Consider the following 21635-nt stretch of genomic DNA (forward strand, 5'->3'; position numbering starts at 1 on the left):
GCTAGTCGATACACAACATCTATTTAATCAAGGTTTTTCTTACCGATCATGAATTGAGTACTTCAATTCAGACAAGATGCCACGTAACAGCAGCGCAATGGGACAACATTTCTAGTCCAACGATCGATAGCTTCGTGTGCGCCGATATGACTGCTCATGTATTCCGTCAGGATCCAGCTCGATGGACCACGCCAATAGATTACTCAGTAGTTTTTTCACATCTTTGCGATATGGCTTGGGATCCCCATCCAAGGCGTTGTGCAATCGTGTTGTAAGTTCACCAAAACGAGTGTCTCTTTGAGTTTGCATTTTAAGCCACGAGTAGCAACGACTGTTAAGAAATGCTTCTTTAAGTTCTGGCAGGCTCGGGTTTGAGTTTAGTGAAAATAGCTCCAGGTCATGCGCGACACGGGGATCTGATGCTGTGCCTACCATAACCTCTGCCGGTCTTTCACACCACGGAAAGTCAGCGCCAGTAAAGGATCTCGTCGTTTGCTCCTTTGCAACGCGCTCAAACGCCGTAGGCATTTTAGAGTAGGTGTCAGTTGCTGGAGTAGGTTGAGAGGATCTCAGTTGCTCGACTTCATCTGCGATCTCTTTCAACAGCTTGTCAGTCAACAGCACCGAAGTCTTTGTTAGGTCGTCTATGAACTCGACGATCTCTGAGGTGTTTTTAGTTACGACTGCGGCTTCGAGATTTCCTGTTCCTTCGATACTAGGGAGACCAGAACCCGTAAGATTGGCGCTTCCAACAAATGCCGTTTCGTCGAAGAGAAACACTTTTGCGTGTATCCTTGGGTGGATTAAAAACTTTGCTCCAAAGGCAAAGACCTCGTGGGCAGCTTCAAGATCGCTCCCACCGCTAACGAGGTCGCCTAGCCGCCATCTTGATACAACTCGGAGGTCTGCATCCTCGCGGATCCCAATCCTTGGCAGGAAACCTGACTTGATGAAACCACTAACCAACCAGGCTCGTTCCGACTTTTGGGCAACTTCTAGCAGCTTGCGCTGAAGAGATGTTCCGTGGAGGAGGTCCGCCATTTAGACGCCCCAACATTCCCTAAGGGTGGTTACAATTTCTCGTTCGCTATCGTGATAGTCGTCATCCGAATAGGCGATTTCAAAAACAGCATTCATAATCTGTATTTTTAGATCTTCGTCTTTTATTAGACCTGCTACATATTTTACTTCTTCGGGTTCGAGTTTCAGCGGAGATTTTTCCTCAGGGGTGTTCAGATGCTGAAGGAACTCTGAGAGGTTGGCTCTGAGCACAGTCATAGATTTGACAGAATCTCCAACGATAAGTTTGATTTGTTGTATGAGTTCTGAAGTTTCCTTGTCGCGTACTTTGCCATCTGAAACCACTGTAGCAGCATAAAGAACAATTGCTGCCTCCAACTCTGAGAGCCCTTCAAATTCCTCGTTTACCGACATTTCCTGCTCGTATCTAATGAGTAATTTTCCCGAAAAAGTAGCATTTCACTTATGGACAAACAACGATCAATTCTTGCTCGACTAGGAGAAGAGAAGCTTACCGAGTTGCTTGGGCGCGAAGCCGTGGATGTTCTGGCTAGCTTAGATCAGCGGCGCGTTGGCCCAAAGGCTCTTGCAGATCTTTTGGTCGATGTGGCAGGCCCAGGCGTCCTTGTCTCGCGGAAAGACGTCCGAACAGCCGCTTTCGACAGCCTGAACAGAGACGAAGCAACAGATCTCGCGCAGCGTCTTGGTTTGCCCGGCTTGGCGCCATGGTCAGAGTTGGCGGAAATCAAGCTTCGAAAGGGCAGTGATGCCTACAGTGCATTCATCTCATGGCTCGGATTGGACCCGTGGGAAGTGAATTTTGAAGACGAGGACAGCTTCCAATCTCCAAAAGAAATTGAAATTCAACCAGATTATCCGCTGTTCCCTCATCAAATTGACGCCGTTAACCGCGTTCAAAACGCGCTTTCCGGCGACGGTAATCGCGTAATTCTCCACATGCCTACCGGAGCGGGAAAGACGCGGTCGGCGATGAACGTAATAGCAGATCTTTTTAGAAATAAGTTGGCAGATGGTCGCTCCGCAGTTTGGTTGGCGCATTCAGAAGAGCTGTGTGAGCAAGCGGCTTCCGAGTTTGAACGGGCTTGGCAATCTTTGGGCAACCGAAAAATACGCGTTGTCCGCCACTTTGGTTCGCACGCTTCCGAAGAAATAGGGGAGCCAAAAAATTCATTTGTTGTAATTAGTTTGCAATCAGCGCATGCGCTCGCCTTTAGCAGGACTAGAGACGGGGCGCTTTTCGCGCTTGGCCGGAGCGCCGGGCTTGTTGTCATTGACGAGGCTCACAAGGCCACCGCCGACACATATCGTCACGTTCTTGAACTTCTTGCTCCGCGGGGTAGCTGTAAGCTTCTCGGACTTACAGCAACACCGGGGCGTAGCTGGCTGGACATCGACGAAGATGAAGAACTCGCGGATTTTTTTGACAGAAAGAAAGTTACGCTTGATGTCGAGGGATATGAGAGCCCTGTAGAATACTTGGTAGCGGAAGGTTATCTCGCCAAGGTCACGACAGAAGAGATAAAATACGATGGCGGCGCAGATCTGAGCGCTACCGAAATTGATCTGCTCGCGTCAACAGGTGATGTCTCCCGTGCTGCCCTGAAAAGGATCGGCGAAGACACGGCGCGCAACCTGCGCATTCTGCTGAGGACTGAGAAAGAAGCTAAGGACGGTGGCCTTGTTATCTTGTTCGCCTGCTCAGTTGAGCACGCAAATACACTTACCGCTCTCCTTAAGATGCGCGGCGTTAGTGCGGCCTGCGTTACCGGTTCGACTTCTCGACAAATACGTCATCGGTCAATCGAAAGATTCAAGGCTGGCGAAATTTCCGTGCTATGCAATTACGGGGTATTGAGCACTGGATTTGATGCGCCGAAGGCCAACGTGGCAATAATCGCGAGGCCAACCGACTCTCTTGTGTTGTACAGCCAAATGGTTGGCCGTGTAATTCGAGGGTCCAAAGCCAACGGAACAAATGAATGTAAAGTAATCACAGTAGTCGATCAAAAATACGGATTTAGAAATCTCGGAGAGGCTTTCACCTTTTGGGATGATCTTTGGATGGAGCAGTAAAAAATGGAAGACATGCAAACTTTCGAACAGCACTCATCAAAGGATGTGTACGATATTGTGCCTCCGCATCTCGCTATCAGAGCGATGCGTTCAAGTGGCTTTAAGAGTACCGACCACGCCGTCGCTGAACTCATTGATAACAGTATTCAGGCTGGACTTGCGTGTGGGAATGACGTGACCAATGTCGAAGTTGTTTGTCTTGAACGTCCTGTTCAGATCGGCTCGAGGCAGACTAAGCGGATCGATGAGATAATCGTATATGATAATGCTTCTGGGATGAATCCTAGCCTTCTTCGAAAGGCTCTAATGTTTGGTCATGGAACAAATTTGGACCCAGAAAATCAAAAGGGAATTGGCAAGTTTGGAATGGGATTACCCAATGCCTCGATATCTCAGTGCAGAGTCGTTGAAGTGTATTCTTGGCAGAATGGAAAGTGTCACCACACATTCTTGAATGTTGACCACATCCTAGATGGACGCATGCGGGTGGTCCCGGAACCACAAGAAAAGGTGCTACCAGGGCATTACGAGCAACTTGTCGAATCAGGCATCGGGGAAAGCGGGACCCTCGTAATTTGGCGTAACTTGGATAAGACAACGTGGGTCAGGCATCGGGCGTTCTTTCGGAATTCCGAATTCTTAATTGGTCGCTTGTATCGTCGCTTTATCGCTGATGGATCAGTAAAGATCCGCTTCTCGGCATACGACGCCGTTGGGCATTCTGACTACGAACTCCTCGATCACCTTTATGTGCGTCCAAATGATCCACTTATGCTAACCGCCTCGACATCGGCTCCAGATGAGTTCGCCGAAAAAGCTGCTTTTGAAGAGTTTGGTCAGCCGGATGAGATCAAGGTCACGCTACCCGATGGTCGGGAAAGCGACATTGTCATTCGGTACTCTGTTGCTAAGCAGGATACACGGCTTGCCGGGGAGGGCGGCGGGGCCGGTGGAGCTACTCCAATTGGTAAATTCTTGAAAAGGAATGTAGGCGTAAGCATCGTTCGAGCGGGGCGCGAGCTTGAGATGAACCAAACTTGGGTCAATCCTAGTGAACCGCGCGAGCGTTGGTGGGGGATTGAAATCGAGTTTCAGCCAGAACTGGATGACATCTTTGGGGTTACGAATGACAAGCAGGCTGCGACGAACCTTTACGCTGCAGACTACAAGGAGGATGCTGATGCACTTGGGATGTCACCAAGTGAACTTATGGAGCAGCTCCAAGAGACTAAGGACCCAAAGCTAGCTAACTACAGGGTCTCCACTGCGATGGCATCACGTTTGAAGACGTTGCGTGAACATATACGCAAGCAGAATGCAGGTAGTCGCCAAACCAAAGAGAAGTCTCGCAGGGCTGAAACAACGGCTACCAGGATCACCGAAATTAGGGCTGCGCAAAAAGCAACTGCTTCCGACAATGCATTTGCCAATGCTACTGAAGATGAGCGCCGGCAGGCTGTTAAGCAAGCTTATCTGGATTCCGGTTACGAGGAGGAACATGCGGAAGCGCTGTCTGTTGAAGCAGTCAGCTCGGGCATTCGCTACATGTTCAGCGAAGCGGCTTTGTCATCTCCAGCCATTTTTGACCTCGCACAGGAGCGTGGAGAATATTTCATCAAGTTGAACACACGCCATCCAGCATACAAGAACTTCATTGAGCTACTTAGGGAAGGCGATGATGAAGAAGATACGCCGGCCTTAGTTGCTTTGAAGTTACTGCTTACCGCTTGGGCACGTATGGAGGATGAAGCTAACGATCGTGAACTTGATCAATTGCAAGATACTCGGATCACTTGGGGGCAGATAGCTCGCGACTTCATGCGTGAGATAGAGAGCTGAACAGTTTTGGGGCGGTCTAGCTATGAGGTCTGTGAGGCGCAGGTTAATAATTTTGAGGGAAATACCCTCCATGGGAGAAGGCTCATATCAGCATGTTTGCCATCGGTGCTTCATACCGGGGGCAGGGCGACATATTTCTACTATGCCGACGGTAGGCTTGGCCTCCAGTGAACGTCTTGCGTGGGAAATCATGAAAGAAAATCAATGGATGTATCAGTAGGTCAAGTTGTTCAGATTAACCCGAGATCAGATCGGACAAGAAAGCTGCTTGTCAAAGGAGTGGTCGCAGAAGTTCTTACAAGAAATCGTAATCATCCACATGGTATCTTGGTGAAATTGGAGTCCGGTGAGATTGGTCGCGTCAAATCAAAAGGCGGATACTCCACCTCCGATAATCCAGCATCGGTGTCGGAACAAAAACCTCTTTCCGACAAACAACTTACCTTGGAAGAAGTGATTTCCCTTGGCGAAAATCATCATGTTGAATTTAAATCTGATGCACTTTGGAGTTCAAATTACAGCTCCGAAGACATCAAAAATCACAGGCCACAGTCCAAAGAGCTGCATATTTATGGGAAGGCTGTGTCCAAGATCATTATCGCGAAGTCTATAGCTGGATTTTTGAATTCAGACGGTGGCTTGCTGGTAATCGGCGTAAGAGAGAACAAGGAAACAGGCATAGACGAAGTTATTGGCGTCGAGCGGGAGTTTGAAAAACTGAAAGATCAATCCCAAGACGGATATCGGAGGATGATTGTCGACTTGGTAAAAGACTACTTTCCTTCGGCTGTGTTCAACCATTTGAATAGTTATTTGCAGATAGACTTTGAAGAAATCGACGGTTTGTTGGTTTGCGGTGTTAGAGTAACAAAGTCTGATCGAAGAGTTTTCTTGAAGCTGAAAGGAGCTGACTACTTTTTTATTCGAACAGACGCATCGACTCGCGAGCTGATTGGAGAAGAAATCCTGGATTATTGCGAGAAGCGATTTGCGTAACTCCCCACAATGCAAAGTCTAAATATGGCCTTTCAATTGACTTGCCCTACCGTGCTTCCTTATTCACAACTGGAGTTCTAGGGTACGGGTTACATAATTCTAGTAATCGATCTGAGCGGGCGCGTCAGGCGCGGAGCCCTCAAATTGGTCGAGCGCCGGTTGCGCTTTCAAGCATTGTTATCACGGAAGTGTTGATCGAGCGACATTGCCAAGTAAGAGGAGAAGACAGCTAGCTTCTGTTCTTCAGTCGGCATAGCTTCCATAGCGTCTGCGTAGGCATTGAAAAACTCAGTTGCAAGACGCTGCGTCGGGTCCAAACTCAGCAGTTCCCTGACAAAACGATTGTTCTTGTTTGCGACAACAGTACGAGCGAGGCCAACGTCCCTAACCAACAAGAACCTTTCAATAGAAAGCTCTTCAAACTTAGTGGTTAGCGTTCGAGACGTTGAACGTACGGGGCTAAGTTCGGACAGCTTCACTTTTGTTGGCGTAAGGTAGAAACCGAATGCACTAAGGACGTCTTCTTCGCTAGATAGCGTCTCGAGACACCCAAGTTCCATTATTTCTGGAAACTGATCTCTTAGAGCCTGAACAAAATCAAAAGTAGTTCCTTTGATCAAAGCTTCATTTTGGGGCAAGGAAACCTCCCCTGTGGCACGGCCCAACAGCGAGAGGACAACTATTCGATGAAAAGCATAGCCGGTTTCTTCCGAGGCTAATGCAAGTGGAAGGAGGCCCTGGTCGCTAAGGTACTGAGCTGCTAAATCTAAGTTGGAAGAGCATGCCCGAAGGAGTGTGTCCATCTCATCCCACTCTTGGGCGTGGGGAGGATCCACGGACAAAGCATCTTTGTCGTACCGCCATTTTTGCGCTTGAAGAAGCGCGACGTAGACCTCTCCGAAATGCTCAACATTTGGGACCTGTCCATCCACTGCTTTTTCCGCGAATGACCTCAAAGACTCGACCGCAGAGTCAGCAGAGTGACGTATGTATCTTTTTCGAATTCTCCAACCTAAGTTTACAAGCTCTGCTTCCGACAGTTCAGAAATCCGTCGAATGTCTCGGTACTTTACAAAGAGCAGCTCTGGCCTCAAATCAAACGGCCTCTTCGACTTCGTCTGACTCCATCTCCTCAATCTCGAAAAGATAGCGATTCAGGTGCATACCTACATATGTTCGATACTGTTGCATCATTTCCGACTTACTGTCCGATGCAAATCGTTCGGATTCCTCTACCGCCAAACTGACAACAAACAGCTCAATCGTCGCCAAGCCAAGTTCGCTTTCGCGCTCCATGAGTGGTAGGATCATCTTTTCGTAGAACCTGTGATTGGTATTAATAATCACGACCAAAAATTTACCGCCGATGCTAGTTTGATCCCATAGTCGGTCAGATTCAGAAGGACAGTACAGCAGGCAACCTGGCAGTAGTGACTGGTCGTAAACTTTCACCGCATTTTCAATTTTTTCTTTGGGGATATTAGCAAAGCGCTCAGAAAGTCGTTCTACCAACTCCTCGCGTTCTTCCTCGGTGAACCGTGCCTGCCTTTCACCGTCAGTCTCAATCAACCTTCTACTGGTTGTTGAACTAGAGCCAGGCAAAACATCTTCGGTTTCGGTGTCAGCCGGGACATTTTTTTCTCTAAACCGCTTTTCGGCACCGAGTATTTCTTTCCATGCAGCTTGCCTAGCTTTTGTAATTTGCTTCGTTAGTTGGCTCCAAAGCTCTTCGCGCGCCTCTTGTAATGTTGCCGTGTACTTATCGAAGATCTGCGTCGGATCACCTTCGTCAGTGTAAACGAACTCGATGCCTTGTTTGTTATTATGAACGCCTAAGAGATCGTCTGAATAAGGGTCAAACGATACTTCTACGCTCCACCATCTCTGCCTTGGATCGGATGTGTTGTAGAACCCAAAATGGTCCGCAGCTATTTCGCGGTTAGCCCTTACAAAACTGATGCACTCTCTTTCGTGCTTTTTGTAAAATGCTCCAACCGATGTAGAGCCCCCCTCTCTTATTCCTGGCTTTTGAATGTCATCGTGCGCTCTAGTCGTCTTTATCTGGAACTTGTACTCTTTTCCGCGCCAAAAAAACGACCAGTCATAACAGTGGTCTCCTACTTTGATATTGGTTGCTTCACAGGTATTTTCGTCAGTCACAAATTTCTTATAATACTGCGCTGGGTCCCGAGCGACCTCCGCTCCTGTCGACTTACTTGCGTCAGAAAACAGCACGCTTGAAATTACGGTATTGGGCATCAGAAACAACGGGTCGTTGGGCCGACACTTGTGCTCGTGGGTCTTGATGAACCGGGAACCTCCAGGACCCTCTGCTTCGAAAACTACTAGCTCTATGCTCTTTCCATCACTTAGCAAGTATCTGTATAGCTTGCCTAACAATTCCTCACTTTTGCGAATGATCGTTTCGGCCCGAGCGTTTGATAATCGGTCACACTCCCGCCACGAGATTACTGTTCCCGACTTTTCTTTCAGAAGAGCACCAAGCTTTGCGTAATGCGCAGGTAACTGGCACTCTTCTACCGGCGGGATATCAACATCATCAGCATCCTTTAACTCAGAAAGAACTAGGCGGCTTGATCTTACAGCCTCCTGATCGGTCCAACTGTAAACAAAAACGCTAGGGCATTGGCTCAAAGACGCGTTAGGAAGGCCAAACCCAAACTTTCCGATTTTCCCCTTGGTCACAGTTTGATCGAGGTCGAAGTTTGTACCGCCGCCAAACTTTAAACAATCTGCAAGATCGCCGGTGTTCATTCCGTCACCATCATCCGCGATCAAAACCTCATCGATGCGTTTGCGCCCATCAGATGTCCGCCTTTCGATAAAGATAACTTTGCATGTAGAAGCACCTGCATCAAAAGAGTTGTCTACTAGCTCAGCCAATGCGAACGTGGTATTGCGATAGCCCGACGCTCTCTGACTTTCCAGCGCCTGATATGTAAAATAGGTAGCCATTAGTTACCCCATTGCTGCTTGAATTCGTTGTAAAGAAGAGAAACTGATGAGTAGTGCGTTATGTTGTCCAAAACATTGATCACTGTGTTTTCCTCGTTTCCACCATTTAGCGGCCCTCGAAGAGCGCGACCAACTACCTGTGAGTACTGCGTTGGAGACATGATTGGCCTGGCTATCAGCAAAGTATTGACATTGGGCAGATCAATTCCCGTTGAAAGAATCTCCAGGTTAATGAGGATGTTGAGCTTGCCACTGTTGAAGCGTTCTAGAATGCCAAGTCGCTCGATTTGCGGCGTGTCTCCAGTTATAAACTCCGCGCCGATACCTTCCGCTAAGCACATCACATATAGTGCAATCACGTGATCCTTCGTACAGGCAAACACCAAGGTTTTGCGCCTATCATTGTCGAGAATTCTCAGCTGCCTCAAGATTTCCTGATTCCTAGCCCCATCCTCGGCTAGCGCCTTCATTAGAGTGTTTTCATTGGACGCATCGGATGCAAACTCAGAAGTTAAAGATTGCACATTTAGACGTGCCAAATATCCTGAACTTTGAAGATATGAGATCGGATCTCCCAACGCGCCTCCGTCTTCATCCACAATAGATATGAGATTGCCTGAGAAAAGACGTACTAGTTCGTTCCCCTCCTCTATAGATTGCCGAAATGGAGTGGCTGATAGCCCGACTATCTGCGTTACATCGTTGTCGATGAACTGATTTATGCATGCCTTATACGTGTCCGCGATAGCGGCATGTGCTTCGTCAACGATCAGATATGTTGTCTGATTTATTAAATGTCGTAAATTCTGTCTCCTAGCGTCCGAGTCTCCGCTCAGGATCGAGAAAAAGAGATCATAGCTTGTGAAGACAACGCCGCCACTCTGAACTTGTTCAAAGTCTGGCTCAAAGTCCTTGAACAAACGCATGACAGAGATTGGGCGATCGCCCTTTATCTTCCAAAGTGAGGTAAAGGACCTAAGCGCCTGTTCAGCCAGTTCGTTGGAATTCACCAGCCAAACAACAAACTTGTCTTGGTAGGGTTTTCGAAGGATATCGACTGCCGTTTCCAATGCGGTGAATGTCTTACCGGCTCCAGTCGGCATTTGGACCATTACACGTCTGCCTGGACGGTTGAGGGTATCCAAGATCTGATCCTTCACCTTCTTTTGGTACCCGTGTAAGAATCCGGAAATCCTTACTTGCTCCCCGTACGATGAAGAGACAGTCTCGCAATCGAGCCTAGTCTCTTCGGCTACCGACTTGGCATACTCCTGATTTAACGAGAAAAAATTTACTAGCTCGCGAGATTTTTCACTTGTGAAGCTGGAGCGATACCGGGCGCGCAATTTCGAATGTGCGTTTGAGCGTTCTACATGTTTGATTTGCAGTGATTGAGCAAATTCTAGCGCTTCCCTTTCAGACAAGGTGTCGACCAAAAGTAATCGAAAATCACGAAGATCCAAAGCAGACTTGCCCAGCTTCTTGGCAACAAGGTCTGCCATCACCGATTTTATGTTCGTATCGAATGCGCCGCGAACTGCCCGAACAATTGTTGTTCCTAGAAGCCGTTCTAAGGTGAAGTCGTCTAACTTTTCTAAATATTTTGATACACTAGCTTCCATCAAACCTATCTCTTCTTCGGACGATAGCTTGAACTCAGCGCCCCCTAAAGTCCATGGCCAAAACACGAGCGAACGCACCCAAGTTACTGTTTAGTTGACCTTTTGACAGGATTTTTTGGCAGGGTCCCTCTTACTGCCTACGCGACCCTTGGACAGAACCTCGATAAGGTGACTTTTTCACCTAACCTGATCCAGGTCTTACCCGATATACCCCCGAAAACTCGGAAACTGACGCAAGCTCTATGACCTGCCCCCTGAGGCCCCTTATTCATAACGAGAGGCTGCGGGTCTGGTTTTCTTAGTTCTGGTCGTCGGTTTGGGCAAGCGTGCCCGGCGCGGTGCCCTCAAGTCGCTCAAGAGTCTGGCGCGCTTCTGCGGGGGTCTGAATCTGTTTATCGTGTGACTGCTTTTATGCGCTAAATGGCTGTAATTCCGCTGGACTTGTGCGCCAAACAGAGCGGTACTGTCTGTGTCGCGACGCACCTGGCGCTGTGCGCCGCCTTCTCCGCCCGGACTTCCGGGCTCTGCTCAGTAGCAGGATCAATTCCGACCTGTCTGAACAATATGGAGAAGATCAATGAAACAATCATCGAAACCCAAAACCAAGAAAGCGCAGCTTATCCAGATGCTGACCCGGAAGGCCGGGGCGGATGTTGCCACGATCAGCGCCAAACTCGGCTGGCAGTCGCACACGACGCGGGCGGCACTGACCGGCCTGCGCAAGGCCGGGTTTGAGATCTCCGCCGAGAAACCGGGGCAGGGGAAAGCCCTGAGCTACCGCATCACGGCCCAACCGGCGGATGCCGCCTGATGGCGGACAATACGGACATAGCTGCGCACTGGGCAGAACTCGGCCAGATGGATCGGGCCGCTCTGCGCGTCGCCTGGGCGGAGGCGTTTGGCGACGCCCCGCCACACTTCCTGTCGATGATCTTCATGCGCAAGGCGCTGATTTGGGATGCGCAATGCCGCGCGTTCGGGGGCCTGACGACAGAGGTGAAGCGCGCTTTGAAATCCGCTGCCGGTGGCAAGCAGCTCAGAGCCCCGGCGCCCGCTATCAAAACCGGCACGCAGCTTGTGCGGGAGTGGAATGGCCAGCGGTACCAGGTCGAGGTTCTGGAAAATGGGTTCGCGATGAACGGCGACCACTTCAAATCCCTGTCGGCCATCGCGCTGCAAATAACCGGCACCAGCTGGTCAGGCCCCCGGTTCTTTGGTCTGAACAGCGGCACAGGGACTGTCCAATGAAGAAGATCCGCTGCGCCATCTACACCCGCAAGAGCTCGGAAGAAGGATTGGAGCAGGAGTTCAACTCCCTCGATGCGCAATACGAGGCCTGTGCTGCCTATATCGCCAGCCAGAAGGCGGAAGGCTGGGTGTTGTTGTCAGAGAGCTATGACGATGGCGGTCTTTCGGGTGGCAGCATGGAGCGGCCTGGACTCCAGCGCTTGCTCGCTGACATTGACCGGGGTATTGTGGATCAGATCCTTGTTTACAAGATTGATCGATTGACGCGCTCGCTGGCGGACTTTGCCAAGATGGTCGAGCGGCTGGATGCGGCGGGTACGTCGTTCGTCTCGGTCACGCAGTCTTTCAACACGGCCACCAGCATGGGGCGGTTGACATTGAACATGTTGCTGAGCTTTGCGCAGTTTGAGCGCGAAGTCACCGCCGAGCGCATCCGCGACAAGATTGCGGCGTCAAAGAAGAAGGGGCTCTGGATGGGCGCGACGGTGCCATTGGGCTATGCCGCTGATGGACGATCGCTGAAGATTGCCGAGCCGGACGCCGGGGTCATCCGCACGATCTATGACCTGTATCTCGAGCACCGCAATACGCGCGTCGTTAAAGAAGCGGTTGATGCCCTTGGTCTGAAGACCCCGGTCAGAACGCTGCTCTCGGGCAGGGTGAAAGGCGGCGCGCAATTCAGCTACGGCCACATCCATTACATCCTGACGAACCCCGTTTATGCCGGTCGCATCCGGCACCACGCGAAAGTCTATCCCGGCCAGCACCCTCCGCTGATCGACCCTGAGGTTTGGGACAGCATCCAGGATCAGCTTCAATCGGATGCAGCAAAAGACCGGACATTCACGAAGCGGAACCGCAAGGGCGCCAAAGCATCGGCATCGCCGCTGGCCGGCAGGATCTTCGATCAGACCGGAGACCGGCTGACGCCCAGCCATTCGAAAACCGCCAAAGGCCGCAAGCTCAGATATTATGTGTCCCATCGGCTGGTGCGCGGAACGGCACCACGTGATCCATCGGGATGGCGGTTGCCGGCAGCGGAGTTGGAAGACAAGGTCGCTGATCTCGTCAGGCTTCATTTGAAAGAACCACAGGTGCGTGCAGGCATCTTGTGTGAGGCGACCGCCGATGAAACCTTCGGGATCGGAGCGCGCTTGTCCGAACTGTTCGAAGGCGACGCTGCCGCTGTTAAGGATGCGCTGCACCACTGCCTTAAACTGGTCGACCGCATCGATATCGCGCCCGGCAACATTTGCATCACCCTGTCAGGCGCGCATCTCGCACATCAACTTGATGCGGATGCGGCGCGCATTGTGGAAGAACTGCTGAGCATCACCTCAGCGTTCCAGCATCGGAAGCGGGGCGTGGAAACCAGGCTGATCATCGGCGACGCCCAGCCAGAGATCGATGCAACTTTACTGCGCAACATTGCCCGTGCGCATCGATATTTTGATCTGGTCCGGTCAGGCAAAACCTTTGCCGAGATCGCCGAAGCCGAAGGTGTCTCGAAACGCCGGGTTCAGCAACTGATCGAACTGGCGTTCCTCGCACCGGACATCGTCAGAGCCGTCCGCGAGGGGCGACAGCCGGTTGGCATGACGTCCGACCGGCTGAAGCGCCATGCCTTCTCACCCATCTGGAAAGAGCAGCGCGACGCCTTCGCCACATTGTAAGCCACTGCACCTAAATCAATATGACTACTTGCGGCGCTGATCGTCGCCTGCTTCGGCTTCCGGCGATATGCAACCCGGTTGTGACCACTCGAATGGCGATGCCACCACCATCACATTCGCCCAAACTGCTACCGCGAAAATGGCGATTCCAGACTTTTCAGGGAAACGGGCAGAATTTCAACGATCTTTCGGTTTGGGGTATTTTTATACCTCTGAGGGCGCCCAAAACTACGCGACGATTTGCAAAAATATACATTATATCAATAGCTGCAAATTGAGCATAAGCGTGCACGAATCAGTGGTTTCTTGCATAGGTTGTGCTAAAATATCTCTTTAAAACAACAACTTAAAGAGCGGAAAATTTGATGAAACACCATAACTGTGCAACGCATGAAGCATAAGCGTGCAAGACCAAAAACAGGAGGCATAAGCGTGCAAAAGTAGAACAAAGACCAAGACCACTAGAAGTGCCGGCCCATGCCGTAAATTTTGAAACAACACTAGTCCATCGCAGATTTGACGGGCTTTGGCGAGCATCGCACCTCGAAGACCTTTTCGAGAGTTGCCCACTACACCGAAATCGGATGTTGAGATGGCTCGGGTCAACTTCCGCTTCATCGGGCAGCTTCAATTCTCTGCCGCGCAGCATCCCGACTGTACTACGTCAGCGATGCGCAGATAGAGAACTTTGCAAAGCCAAGCTGCCCCAAGCCTAGATGACGTTATGTCAGCTTCGGGCTGCTACCAACCCCCGATGGGCAAAGCCTAAACCGGCTCCTACATCTCCAACGTTTAAAATGCTGCGTTTAAGTCGAACGTCGCCTTTTGTATTGGACATTCTCTCAAGCGTGCAGCCAATAGCCCAAACATGGAGTTTGAAAATCCATTGTTTCAAAAACGTTTTGTGACCAATTCGTTAGCATCCATCTGGAAAAATTCGCTCATTCAGCTCAAGCACCTAATTCTCTGGCATTCCGGCGCGACGCAGACCTTCGATATATTCATCGGCGTCTTCCTTGTAGGCGAATGGAACACCAGCTCGCGTTTGAGAAAGCGTGACCTTCGGCGCTAGTTTCTGTAGCATATTCATCTCGGCGCGCGCTTCGTCAATTCGCCCAAGGAGCCCTAGACAAGCGGCTTTTAATCTATGTGGTGTCGGATGTTGAGGAAACTCCTGGTGTGCCTGGTCCGCACTTATAATAGTTGCTTCAAAGTCGCCGCGGAAAAAGTCCGCAAATCCAACGTGGCAAATACTGAAACAAGCCCAATGATCACGCGGCCCGAGGCGTGTGGCAAGTTTCAGGAGTTCAACTCCTTCTTCCAACTCGTGGCTATATACTAGTGTCATGCCCAGCCCATTCATATTACTGACAGAGTTTGGGTTAAGCTCAAGTGCTCTGCGATAAAGCGAAATTGCCTCCGAATGGTTTCTAGCAACCAAAGCGCACATTCCAAGTGCGCCAAGAGCATCTTCGTTCTTGCGGTCTAACGAAATAGCAGCTCGGGCCGCGGCACTTGATAGCTCGACGGCTTCTACTGGAGCACGATTCCAGGCGTAGATAGTTTCCATCGCATGTATGTTGGAAATAATCGCGTGGCTCTGTGAGCTTTCCGGGTCCGATTTAAGAGCTTCGTTGGAGTAGCTCAGAGCACGCAACATGCTATCTGGAGAAAACGCGGCTAACTCTGTTAGGGCGCGAGCATTCAGCATCCATGTTGACAAATTTTTAGTGTTCCGCCGATGAGCATTTTCCAGCTCCGAGGCAGAGACTTCGGGCAAAATGGCGCCAGCAATGCTGGCCGTAAGTTTGTCTTGAAAATCAAAAACGTCTTCGTTGTTTCCGTCAAATTTTTCAGCCCAGATATGTCTGTCATTAACTGCGTCAATCAACTGTGCAGTGACGCGCAGTCGCTGTCCTGCCGTCCGAACAGAGCCCTCCAGAACATACCGCACACCAAGCGCGCGAGAGACTTCACGGACATCCACGCTCTTCGCTTTGAATGTAAACGCAGTGTTTCTTGCAATTACAAACAGTTGCCTAAAGCGACTAAGTGCGGTGGTTAAATCTTCTACCAGCCCGTCGCAAAAGAACTCCTGGTCTTTGTCGGGAGACATATTGTCGAACGGCAAGACAATAATTGAGGGTTTTTCAGGCAAGTCATACGTCATAGGCACTTCGGATGCGCCATTGATCTCAACTCTCCAAGCATCTACGGGGTCGGGAATATTTTTGACTCTTTGCGGCCCCATAGCGGCTAGCTCAGTCGTCACTTTGCCGCGCAGTTGGTCGAAGACAGATCGGCTTATTACCGCTCCGCCTGGAGCAGAAAGTTTTTCCAACCTTGCAGCAACGTTTACACCGTCACCAAGTATATCGTCGCCGTCTTCGACGACGTCCCCCAGATTAACGCCAACTCTAAACTGTAGTCTTTGCTCTTCTGGGCCATTTTCACGGGACGCAATTGCCCCCTGAATTTCGATAACGCACCGAACCGCTGCTACCGGTGAGGGAAACTCGGCTAACAGGCCATCGCCCATAGTCTTAATTATCTTACCGCCATCCTGTTGTACCAACGGCTCCACTATTTCGGTCCTTACGGCGCGAAGGCGTTTGATTGTTCGCTCTTCATCCGACGCCATTAAACGAGAGTACCCAACTAGGTCAGCTGCAACGATGGTTGTAAGCCGTCTCTCCATTTCTCATCCCAAAAGAGTTTTCACAGCCTGCCTCACAAGACATTTGCGTAGGGTCAACAAAGGCAAAAAAGCAAAAACTCCGGTCAATTACTCAATGCTCAGCGGTCGGGATCAAGTTAATCAAATGCTTCAGTGCTTTTCAAACTTAATCCGGGCTTGCTCGTTCAAAAGTAAATGACTCGAGACTCCAGAATTCAGGGTGAGCTTTCGTATTTGGATGTAAAGTTCGTGCTCGAGCTTTTCGGGTCAGTAACCCTAAATTGGAATTATTCTTGTTTGGATCGAACTGTCAGTTCTGTCCGCTTTGGGCTGCGACCAATCAATCATGCAAGCCGCAGAGAGCGACAACACTGAGCCCAAAATTGACTGATGCTGCGCGAAGCTCCAATGACAGCAATGCGCAGAAAGCAGACTTTGCAAAGTCGCCTGGATCTGCCACTTTTTGCATTCTGCGATGGCTTCCAAAGCTGGAAAGCGTAGCGACCAAAACCAATCATTCGAGTTCAACGAAGCATTGTCATTTTGAATATGACATCAACGACAGGAACTAGAAAACTTTACATCGACAGCTATGCGATGCGTTTCATCAGTAACTACTCAGCGTATCCAGTATCGCTTGCCGCGTTGCGTCATCATTTTGGAAAATCCTGCCGGCGAGAAACTCAGATGGAAACTCCGGCCACGTTTTGCGCATTTCGGAAATAAGTCGCTGAGCTTCTTCGGTATGTCCCAACTGATCCTGCGCAACGGCTTGGAACAGGAGAGAAGGAGCACTTACAGGCGCACCGGCTGCGGGCGCTCCTTTAAAGGCGTCCACAACGCCTTCGTAATTTCCGAGCATTAGTTGCGATACACCCCAAATATTTCGTGCGCCAAAGCGGCCCGATCCTGACCTGAATCTTTTTGGATCGCTAACCTCAGCCGCAAGATCCGGAGCGTTCGCCATGATGGCGGCGATGCCAACAAGATCCAGAATATGACCATCATTCGGCGCAAGCTCGACCGACAGTCTTGCGTATTTCATAGCCTCGACTGGTTTGTTTTGGGTGGCCAATACCCAACCATTTGCACCGTTTGCCCACGCATCGGTGGGAGATAGATCAAGCGCTCTTCCGGACATCTCGGCAGCTTGGCTAAAGAGGTCGTCTCTTTGTGCCTCATCAGGGGACAGCATGGCCAAAGTCGCCAGGACCTGTGCCGATCCGGCATAACCGTCGGAGAGCGCTGGGTCGAGCTCCGCGGCATGCTGAAACATTCCCAGTGCTATTTGCTGGCGCTTGACGTCAAAAACAGGAAAAAACATGCCTCGGGCTTGATCCGCAAGATTAGCCGCCTGAAGCCTTGTCAAAGATTGCTCACCAAGAGCAGTTCGCTCAGCCTGTTCGATGGATTGAGCTGCCGGTAAAACCACCTTGTTATCCCGAGTGAACCAAAAGCCAGTCACCGCAATCAATGCCAGGCAACCCAACCCAATTGGCAGCAGTTGCCGTAGACGTCGATGGCCCCCAAGAACATGGCTGTCCTGAACCCTTGAGTTGTCGTCTTCAATCGTCCTTCCTTGCGAAAATCGTGGCTTGTATCCGCCGGAATCAACAAAAATTCGAACCCCCTCACCATCCCATTGATCTTCGTAAAACTCATGTAGCAGTCGCCGCAGCCGTCTGGCTTCGACGCGGACAAGATTCCGACCACCGGTGCCATCAATGCTCCGACCGTAAACTTCGACCGCGATTGCTTTGCCGCGGATCTGGGCGCCGCGACCCGCGAGAGTTTCTTCGACCACGTAAGTAAGAAACTGCTGAAGTCGAGGCGAAGCCTGGAACGCGACGCTGGAAACAACGCTCTGAAGTGCCTGTCGGACAAGCTCCGGCGATGGCGGTGCAACATCTTGATCTATTGGCATTTCATTAGCTTGGTTCAAAGCAAACTCACCCCCAACTCACGGTGACTCACTTGGCGTGTGTCGTCAACCGCACTCATTTTGATGTGAGAATAGATAGTGGGAACCGAGGATTATCCAGTGACTTGGGAACTGAGTGACGAGCTTCCAGAGCTTTCCGATGCGCTTTCAGGGCGTATCGAAACGGATGCGTTACTCAGCGAGGCAATCGAAGACCTGAAAAAAGTGTCGGCGCTGTTGGATGACACATCGATCACAGCCACAGAGCGCGCGGAATGGGCCCACATCAGATCCGAACTCGTGAACGAGCTTCGCCGGATGGTGAAGCGCAACCTTCGTAGCATATCCAACTAAGGGCACAGCCATGACAAAAGAAGACAACGGCAAAGAACTTAAGAACGAACAGGTCCAGAAATCTGACGACATCGAAAACCCTTCCCGGCGACACGTTATGCAGGGACTGGCAGCAGGTGCGGTTGCAACCGGTGCCGTTAGCTACGGTACAGGAACTGCACAGGCACACCCCGGTGACGGACCACTGGGCGAAAGCCTAAAGAACCCTTACGGCGGTCGGCCTGCCGGGGGCATCACTCTGCCGGAGTACTTCCGTCCTACCAAATACATGACAGGTTCGAACGCGAATTATTTCCCGCTTTCCGAGGACCTCGGGCCCGACGAAATGCGGATATCGTTCTGTGGTTCGACGCCATTTCCGCCCCGCGAAGATCAGGCTGGGACTTGCATTATGGTCGAATTGGGTAATGGGAAGAGGTTCTTCTTCGACTTCGGCTCGGGCTGCGTACGCAACATCATCGGGATGCAGGTTCCGGGGCAGTTGATCAACGACATCTTCATCACGCATCTGCATGTCGATCACTATGCAGACATCCCTTACATTTACCCATTCCGGGCTTGGTCCGGAGGATACACACCGCTGCGCATTCACGGCCCCTCTGGTCGGACACCAGAGCTTGGTACAGCCGGAATGGTCAAGGGCATGCAGCAGATGCTCAAATGGCATCTTGAGGCCTTCGATGTGTTCCCAATCGGGGACGGCTACGAGATCGAAGTTAACGAATTCGATTTCCGCCAAGAAGGCGGCATTGTTTATGACCAAGATGGCGTTACTGTTCGGTCCTGGCCTCGTAGCCACGCCAAAGACGGTGCTGTGGGGTATCGGCTGGATTGGAATGGCCTGAGCTTTGTTTGGACCGGCGATGGCCGCCCTGACGAACTGAGTCTTGAATACGGCAAAGGCGTCGATGTGTTTGTGACCGAAATGTCCGGACAGGATATCGGTCAGTTGATGACCTACAAATACGGTCTGCCGCAAGAGCTGTTCAACTACACAATCGACACGCATCATACATCGCACTATGCGGTCGGTAAGATGATGGCTGAGGCGCGCCCACGGCTTGCGATGGTAACCCACTATACGCAAGACGAGGACATCGATGCCGAAATGCTGGCGGGAATCCGTGCCCACTATGATGGGCTGTTCGCTTGGGGTTTGGATGTAGCCGTCGTCAACGTCACCAAAGATGCAATCTGGTATCGCAAGGCGACACTTCCAGGAAAATCTGGTTCAGTCGCGCCATTCCGCGAATTGGGCAAGATGGAAGCAGAAGGCAAGATCACGTTGCCGGATGAAATCAAGCCGCCAGCACCGCGGTCATCACGCGCCGAACAGCAGGACCAGAAATACCGCGATATGGAGATCGATCCCAAGGAATACTATCCAGCTGACGTATTCCGTGCTCCCGATCCCGAGTGGCCCAGCGATTTCGTAATCAAGGTCGATGACGTCATTCCAAACCGCAAGAAGAAGGCGGAGTAACGACATGATTGAATTTGGGTCGTCATCCGCAATCCCCGTAACGATCCTTACCGGCTTTCTTGGGGCAGGTAAGACAACACTTTTGAACCGGATCCTAACAGGCAATCACGGGTTGCGGGTTGCAGTTCTGGTCAACGACTTTGGATCCATCAATGTCGATGCTGACTTGGTAGTCGGTCTCGAAGATGATGTGATGAGTTTAGCAAATGGCTGCGTTTGCTGCTCGATCCGAGATGACCTGATCGAAACGGTAGAAGCTGTTCTCGCCCGGCCTGAGAAACCGGAATACATCGTCCTTGAAGCCAGTGGAGTGTCGGACCCGTCATCAATCGCAATGACGTTTACCGATCAACGGTTCCGGGACATGATCCGCTTGGACAGCCTCATGTGTCTTGTCGATGCGGAACAACTATTTGCTGCGCCGGAACAAATGGAATTGAAACTTCGCCAAATCGCGTTTTCGGACATGGTTATTCTGAACAAGGTCGACCTCGTCGACAGAGCCACAGTCCAAAAGGTACACGATTGGCTTGGGTCGCGTTTCCGTCGGTATCGTCTGGTCGAGGCTGTGAACGCAGACGTCCCACTGGATATACTTCTTTCAGTTGGTCGCTTTGCCGCCGAACAGCTCGAAACAGAAATACCCGATCATCACGAACATGGACCGAATTGTGGTTGCCGGCACTCTGATCACTCGGAAAGCTTCTCAACAACTATGATGAAAGCTGAACGCCCGATAAGCTTGTCTTCTCTTCGGAGTGCAATTCGAAAGCTTCCGGGCGACGTTTACCGCCTCAAGGGCTTTGTCTTTAGCGAGGAGGATCCAGATCATCGCATTCTTGTTCAGGTAGTCGGAAAGCGCATGGACATCGCAAGGGATGGCGCATGGGGCCACCGAAAACCTGAAACAAGGCTTGTTGCAATAGGTGCACCAGGGGCCCTTTCGGAATACGAGCTTTCCGATGCGTTGTTGGCGACCGCGTAGCGGCAAGTTCGACAAAATTTGTTTGCGTGTGTTTGTGAAACTCTAACACGTAACAGCTCGAAAGCTCGCAGCTCCGCCGACCAAATATGGAGAAAAACCTAATTGCTGAAGCAGTTTAGGAAATGGAGCCAAACGATCAGATTGCTCGCACCTGCCACTGCGTTTGTCTTGTCAGGCACGGCTTTATGCGCGCAGGACGTCTCAAGTCGAGAACTTGAAGACACAACCCCAAACCTCGGATTGCCGAGTTCAGCTGGAGGACAAAATGCCGAGTTGCTTTCTGCGTTCCACGGGCTCGAGGCCTTGCCTCGAGTAGCAAATCTCATTTGCAGAGGTTCCAGGGGCAGACACGGGATGCCCGTAATTTTTTCAACCGAGATAGACCTGGAAACTATGCAGGCAGGTGACTTCAGAGTTGTAACAAAGTCAGGCCAGACCGGAACAATGCACTGTGTGTCAGTGTTGCCCGCTATCGATCCCGGTGAATTGCGCACGGTGCTTCTCATCGGGGATTTTGGGAACGCTTCCGAGGATCCACCGGTTGAAGTCGACGTTATTGGACACCTTCATTCCATCGATGGAAGGCTTGATTATCGAGGTGCCACTGTAGCCGTGACTCCGCTGGAAGACGGGCCGTCATTGATCTTTGCCGAGGTTGTTGAGGATTGGACTTTGGTCGGAAACTTGGGGCCTGTCCGTCATCGAATGATTTGGAACACGAGCGTTTGATTGGCTTAGGAGGATCAG

17 protein-coding genes are annotated in these 21635 nt (G+C 50.9%); 10 read left to right on the forward strand and 7 right to left on the reverse strand.

Features of this window, described 5'->3' with window-relative positions:
* Positions 1-111: 111 nt before the first annotated feature.
* Both GS632_RS19275 and GS632_RS19280 read right to left on the reverse strand, forming a co-directional pair.
* Positions 112-1041, reverse strand: coding sequence for a phospholipase D-like domain-containing protein (locus GS632_RS19275; protein WP_171722333.1), 930 nt, complete (start codon positions 1039-1041; stop codon positions 112-114).
* Entirely contained in the window at positions 1042-1434 is a 393-nt protein-coding gene (locus GS632_RS19280) for a TerB family tellurite resistance protein (RefSeq protein WP_171722332.1), read from the reverse strand.
* 51 nt (positions 1435-1485) lie between these two features.
* On the opposite strand from GS632_RS19280, the gene GS632_RS19285 reads away from it, so the two are divergent.
* The 3 genes from GS632_RS19285 (at position 1486) to GS632_RS19295 (ending at position 5949) form a co-directional block, all read left to right on the forward strand.
* Positions 1486-3114, forward strand: a complete 1629-nt coding sequence (locus tag GS632_RS19285) for a DEAD/DEAH box helicase (protein ID WP_171722331.1) — start codon at positions 1486-1488, stop codon at positions 3112-3114.
* 3 nt (positions 3115-3117) lie between these two features.
* Positions 3118-4953 carry an ATP-binding protein gene (locus tag GS632_RS19290; RefSeq protein WP_171722330.1) on the forward strand — a complete coding sequence of 612 codons (1836 nt, stop codon included), beginning with the start codon at positions 3118-3120 and terminating at the stop codon, positions 4951-4953.
* A gap of 204 nt (positions 4954-5157) precedes the next feature.
* A complete protein-coding gene (locus tag GS632_RS19295) occupies positions 5158-5949 on the forward strand; it encodes a DUF2196 domain-containing protein (protein ID WP_171722329.1) in 792 nt (263 codons plus the stop codon).
* A 167-nt stretch (positions 5950-6116) separates the two neighbouring features.
* Here GS632_RS19295 and GS632_RS19300 read toward each other — a convergent pair whose 3' ends face one another.
* The 3 genes from GS632_RS19300 to GS632_RS19310 all read right to left on the reverse strand — a co-directional run bounded on the left by GS632_RS19300 (position 6117) and on the right by GS632_RS19310 (position 10547).
* Entirely contained in the window at positions 6117-6881 is a 765-nt protein-coding gene (locus tag GS632_RS19300) for a hypothetical protein (RefSeq protein ID WP_171722328.1), read from the reverse strand.
* A 163-nt stretch (positions 6882-7044) separates the two neighbouring features.
* Positions 7045-8925, reverse strand: a complete 1881-nt coding sequence (locus tag GS632_RS19305; protein WP_171722327.1) for an ATP-binding protein — start codon at positions 8923-8925, stop codon at positions 7045-7047.
* Complete coding sequence (locus GS632_RS19310) at positions 8925-10547, reverse strand: DEAD/DEAH box helicase (protein WP_171722326.1); 1623 nt, start codon at positions 10545-10547, stop codon at positions 8925-8927. The genes GS632_RS19305 and GS632_RS19310 overlap by 1 nt, the downstream gene beginning before the upstream one ends.
* A gap of 577 nt (positions 10548-11124) precedes the next feature.
* Between GS632_RS19310 and GS632_RS19315 the strand changes: the two genes are divergently transcribed.
* From GS632_RS19315 to GS632_RS19325, 3 genes are read left to right on the forward strand one after another with little or no spacing between them, the layout of a single operon-like run.
* Positions 11125-11358 carry a DUF3489 domain-containing protein gene (locus GS632_RS19315; protein WP_171722325.1) on the forward strand — a complete coding sequence of 78 codons (234 nt, stop codon included), beginning with the start codon at positions 11125-11127 and terminating at the stop codon, positions 11356-11358.
* Positions 11358-11795, forward strand: coding sequence for a DUF2924 domain-containing protein (locus tag GS632_RS19320; RefSeq protein ID WP_171722324.1), 438 nt, complete (start codon positions 11358-11360; stop codon positions 11793-11795). Before GS632_RS19315 ends, GS632_RS19320 begins: the two co-directional genes overlap by 1 nt.
* A complete protein-coding gene (locus GS632_RS19325) occupies positions 11792-13468 on the forward strand; it encodes a recombinase family protein (protein WP_171722323.1) in 1677 nt (558 codons plus the stop codon). The genes GS632_RS19320 and GS632_RS19325 overlap by 4 nt, the downstream gene beginning before the upstream one ends.
* A gap of 958 nt (positions 13469-14426) precedes the next feature.
* Here the strand turns inward: GS632_RS19325 and GS632_RS19330 are convergent.
* Together GS632_RS19330 and GS632_RS19335 are read right to left on the reverse strand one after the other, a co-directional pair.
* The gene (locus GS632_RS19330; protein ID WP_170739449.1) at positions 14427-16166 is read right to left on the reverse strand and encodes an adenylate/guanylate cyclase domain-containing protein; all 1740 of its coding nucleotides are present in this window, start codon (positions 16164-16166) and stop codon (positions 14427-14429) included.
* A gap of 586 nt (positions 16167-16752) precedes the next feature.
* Entirely contained in the window at positions 16753-18087 is a 1335-nt protein-coding gene (locus GS632_RS19335) for a hypothetical protein (protein WP_171722322.1), read from the reverse strand.
* A gap of 99 nt (positions 18088-18186) precedes the next feature.
* On the opposite strand from GS632_RS19335, the gene GS632_RS19340 reads away from it, so the two are divergent.
* The 4 genes from GS632_RS19340 to GS632_RS19355 all read left to right on the forward strand — a co-directional run bounded on the left by GS632_RS19340 (position 18187) and on the right by GS632_RS19355 (position 21617).
* The gene (locus GS632_RS19340) at positions 18187-18420 is read left to right on the forward strand and encodes a hypothetical protein (RefSeq protein ID WP_171722321.1); all 234 of its coding nucleotides are present in this window, start codon (positions 18187-18189) and stop codon (positions 18418-18420) included.
* Between the two features lie 10 nt (positions 18421-18430).
* Complete coding sequence (gntH, locus tag GS632_RS19345) at positions 18431-19903, forward strand: guanitoxin biosynthesis MBL fold metallo-hydrolase GntH (RefSeq protein ID WP_171722320.1); 1473 nt, start codon at positions 18431-18433, stop codon at positions 19901-19903.
* 4 nt (positions 19904-19907) lie between these two features.
* Positions 19908-20888 (forward strand): GTP-binding protein, encoded by a 981-nt coding sequence (locus GS632_RS19350; RefSeq protein WP_171722319.1) that lies wholly within the window; start codon positions 19908-19910, stop codon positions 20886-20888.
* A 354-nt stretch (positions 20889-21242) separates the two neighbouring features.
* On the forward strand, positions 21243-21617 hold the full coding sequence (locus GS632_RS19355) for a hypothetical protein (protein WP_171722318.1): 375 nt from the start codon (positions 21243-21245) through the stop codon (positions 21615-21617).
* Positions 21618-21635 lie beyond the last annotated feature (18 nt).

The organism is Ruegeria sp. HKCCD7296 (assembly GCF_013110775.1).
Classification (GTDB): domain Bacteria; phylum Pseudomonadota; class Alphaproteobacteria; order Rhodobacterales; family Rhodobacteraceae; genus Ruegeria.